Origin of the sequence: Paenibacillus sp. SAFN-117 (assembly GCF_051966115.1) — a bacterium.
GTDB classification, from domain to species: Bacteria; Bacillota; Bacilli; order Paenibacillales; family NBRC-103111; genus Paenibacillus_L; species Paenibacillus_L residui.
Map to the genome: position 1 here is coordinate 1 of NZ_JBQCLK010000077.1, position 2,643 is coordinate 2,643.

Genomic DNA, 2,643 nt, shown 5'->3' on the forward strand with positions numbered 1-2,643 from the left:
TAACAAGAGAAAGCTAGGCTAATAATCCAGTGTAGAAAACATTGTAGTGAATTTTACACAAGAGTCAGGACTTGACCTTGGGATATTGTATTTGTCGAGAAAAATGAAGATTTACCACCCATGATGACAAAACTAAATTATTATAATGGCATTCATACGGGTACCCATCCAGATTTCACCGCAACTTTGTCATAGGGAGTGGGGAAAACCTTGCAGATGAAAATGATGACGATGCAGCCGCCCTCCAGCCGCTTCTGATTCAGTATGAAGTCAGATTCTCCAGAGCGCCGTCGTTGATTATAGCTTTCGTACGAATCGTATAGGAGAACGAACAAGCTGATAATTGTATATGCACTGGTAAGCATTGCGTAACAACGGCTTTAGTTTTTCGAGCTCATCATCATAACTTATCCATCACGCTCGATAAGACGCAGTGGAAACTTAACGACTCCAAAATATAGCTGGTCCTCCTTCATAACATCATGCAGAATGGGAGCCACTTTTCGGGTGAGCAGCAGATAGCACTGAATCCATTCCTCGAGCATTCCGGCATTCGCATATTGTACAGCTGATTCTATAGTCGGAGAATAGATTAAATGTCTGTCATTTTTCTTCGAATAGATGATTTTCTTAATGGAATCCAGGATAGTGCCTGTAGCCTCCGTCGAGAGGTGTGATCTCCGTATTCTACCTATGGAAACATATCGGCTACAACATTATCTTATTCCTTGCAGGGCTGCAAAGCATCCCGCGAGACTACTATGAGACGGCCGATTTGGAGGGAGCGGGCACCAGGCCGATTTCATCCAGTCTATCTGTTCAAGTCCGGCAGCATGCATCCAGGCGTTAAGTGATCCATTCCAATCAAAAAGCACTTGCCACACCAACATGATCTCCGTCGGTTCGCCTGGCTGATCTATGTTGTCAGCATTCACGAGTGCAGTATTTTGGATCGTCTGGCCACCTTGTCCCGTTTGAATGACGGCCTGGAACTCCAGCGTATGCCATCTCGTATCCGTTACATCGCCAAACCAACCGTATACTTGCCCCGTCACGGAATGTATTCGTCCGCAAGCTCCGAAACCGTAATCCCGTTGGCATACTTATTGCGAATCATCAGGTTGCGCCTCTGCAATTGATCCCGGTATCCGGACATTTCGCCCCATGCCCTTTTTTCCTCCCCGGAAGGGATATAGAGCAGTTTTCCTGCCGCATATTTCTGAATTTCTTTCAATAATTCCTCCGGCAACACATCGCCGGCATTTTCATATTTCATACCATCACCATCTATAGGGCGTATAGTCGATCCTTCAGTTCACTGACAGATTTCATTATAGACATGCAGGATTCCGTATCATCAATCGATGCATGCCAACGCAAGACATCGATTCCTTTATAATAAGCCATACATAAGTATCTTTCTTGAAAATCCGGTATGACGATGTCCCTTTGCTTGCAATACTCCACCAACAATTCCGGTATTTTTAAGTAAGGCTTATTCAGGTCCATAATGGAAAAATCCAACAGGAGATCGCAAATACCGGATCTGCTCCAGTCAGGGAAACCAACCGTTGTCTTCCCATCCGTAATCATATTGACGAAAAATGTATTATTATTAACCAAATAACGCTTGCCTTCGCAATAATGAATTCTGTCCTCCATTTCCTTAAAGTATCTTTCGAAAAATTCACGTTCCAAAACCGTCGTTTCAAACATTTCCCTCCAGTTGTACCAATACCCCTCTTTATCCTCCGCAAAGGTATCGATCAGAAATTCCCTGCAGGTCCTATAATTTGTTTGACAATCCTCATTAAACTCACCATAGCCTTCTACTCCCGATATATCCGATGAACTAATTTCGAAAATCTTGTCAAAAAACAACTCGTGGCAATCCGCAAACTGCTTCGGGCTTAATTGGTCTGCAACAAACCCATTCGGCGTCATACTTACCTTTGCAGAAAGCATCGATTGAATGATGTGGTCCTTACCCATCTTTTGATCCCCTTTTCCATTTTCCAATTGATCAGCTGCGCATCTGATATATGAAGATCATAGCAACGAAAACAGGTGGAATATAGGCAATAAATATCTTAAACCAACTTTACATATTGGTATGGTTAAAGGATGGATTCTAAATGCTCAACAGATGCCAAATCTGCAATTTGATATTGCCCGTTTTCATAAATTAGCGTGGTTATAGAACACTCGGGAATTAACTGGCTTTGTACGGCAATGAAATTGGGATGCCATAGATCAAGTTGATCCCCGGGGAATGTATTTACAAGAAAGTCCGTTATTAATCCTCCATGCGTAACCATTACAATATGACTTTGGAACGGATGTTTCTGTGCTAATTCTGTTAAAAATGAAGATAAACGTTCCCCGGCTTGCTTTGCTGAATCGCCTACAGGCGGTATATATTCGGGTTCAGACGTGCACCGCTCCCACATGGCAACAAACTCATCAAAGGTTTGGCCTGGAAGGTCGCCCCAATTAGCACGTTCCCGCAAACGACTATCCACTTGAATAGTAGATTTAGTTTCTAATGCAATATACCCGGCGGTTTCTATAGTGGCACAAGAAGTCAAGACAGTTTTTTTTAATTTTTAAGGTGTGAAATCATTCACGAAGCGTTCTTTTGAT

At 42.8% G+C, this 2,643-nt stretch carries 3 protein-coding genes and 2 pseudogenes; 1 reads left to right on the forward strand and 4 read right to left on the reverse strand.

The features are described from left to right. Nucleotides 1-673: 673 nt before the first annotated feature. Nucleotides 674-790 (forward strand): annotated as a pseudogene (locus tag ACTHRH_RS25540) (sugar ABC transporter permease); the annotation flags it as partial. Between the two features lies 1 nt (nucleotide 791). On the opposite strand, the pseudogene ACTHRH_RS25545 reads toward ACTHRH_RS25540, so the two are convergent. The 4 genes and pseudogenes from ACTHRH_RS25545 to ACTHRH_RS25560 form a co-directional block, all read right to left on the reverse strand. Then, nucleotides 792-893 (reverse strand): annotated as a pseudogene (locus ACTHRH_RS25545) (sugar ABC transporter permease); the annotation flags it as partial. A gap of 158 nt (nucleotides 894-1,051) precedes the next feature. Next, a complete protein-coding gene (locus tag ACTHRH_RS25550; RefSeq protein ID WP_144937529.1) occupies nucleotides 1,052-1,276 on the reverse strand; it encodes a CD3324 family protein in 225 nt (74 codons plus the stop codon). Nucleotides 1,277-1,287: 11 nt separating this feature from the next. Further along, a complete protein-coding gene (locus ACTHRH_RS25555) occupies nucleotides 1,288-1,992 on the reverse strand; it encodes a hypothetical protein (RefSeq protein ID WP_440418265.1) in 705 nt (234 codons plus the stop codon). Between the two features lie 125 nt (nucleotides 1,993-2,117). Beyond that, nucleotides 2,118-2,588, reverse strand: a complete 471-nt coding sequence (locus ACTHRH_RS25560) for a histidine phosphatase family protein (RefSeq protein ID WP_379288339.1) — start codon at nucleotides 2,586-2,588, stop codon at nucleotides 2,118-2,120. Nucleotides 2,589-2,643: the final 55 nt, after the last annotated feature.

Coding starts and splice junctions, on each gene's coding strand:
- ACTHRH_RS25555 (WP_440418265.1), bottom strand. CDS start 1,992: ATGGGTAAGGACCACATCATTCAATCGATGCTTTCTGCAAAGGTAAGT.
- ACTHRH_RS25550 (WP_144937529.1), bottom strand. CDS start 1,276: ATGAAATATGAAAATGCCGGCGATGTGTTGCCGGAGGAATTATTGAAA.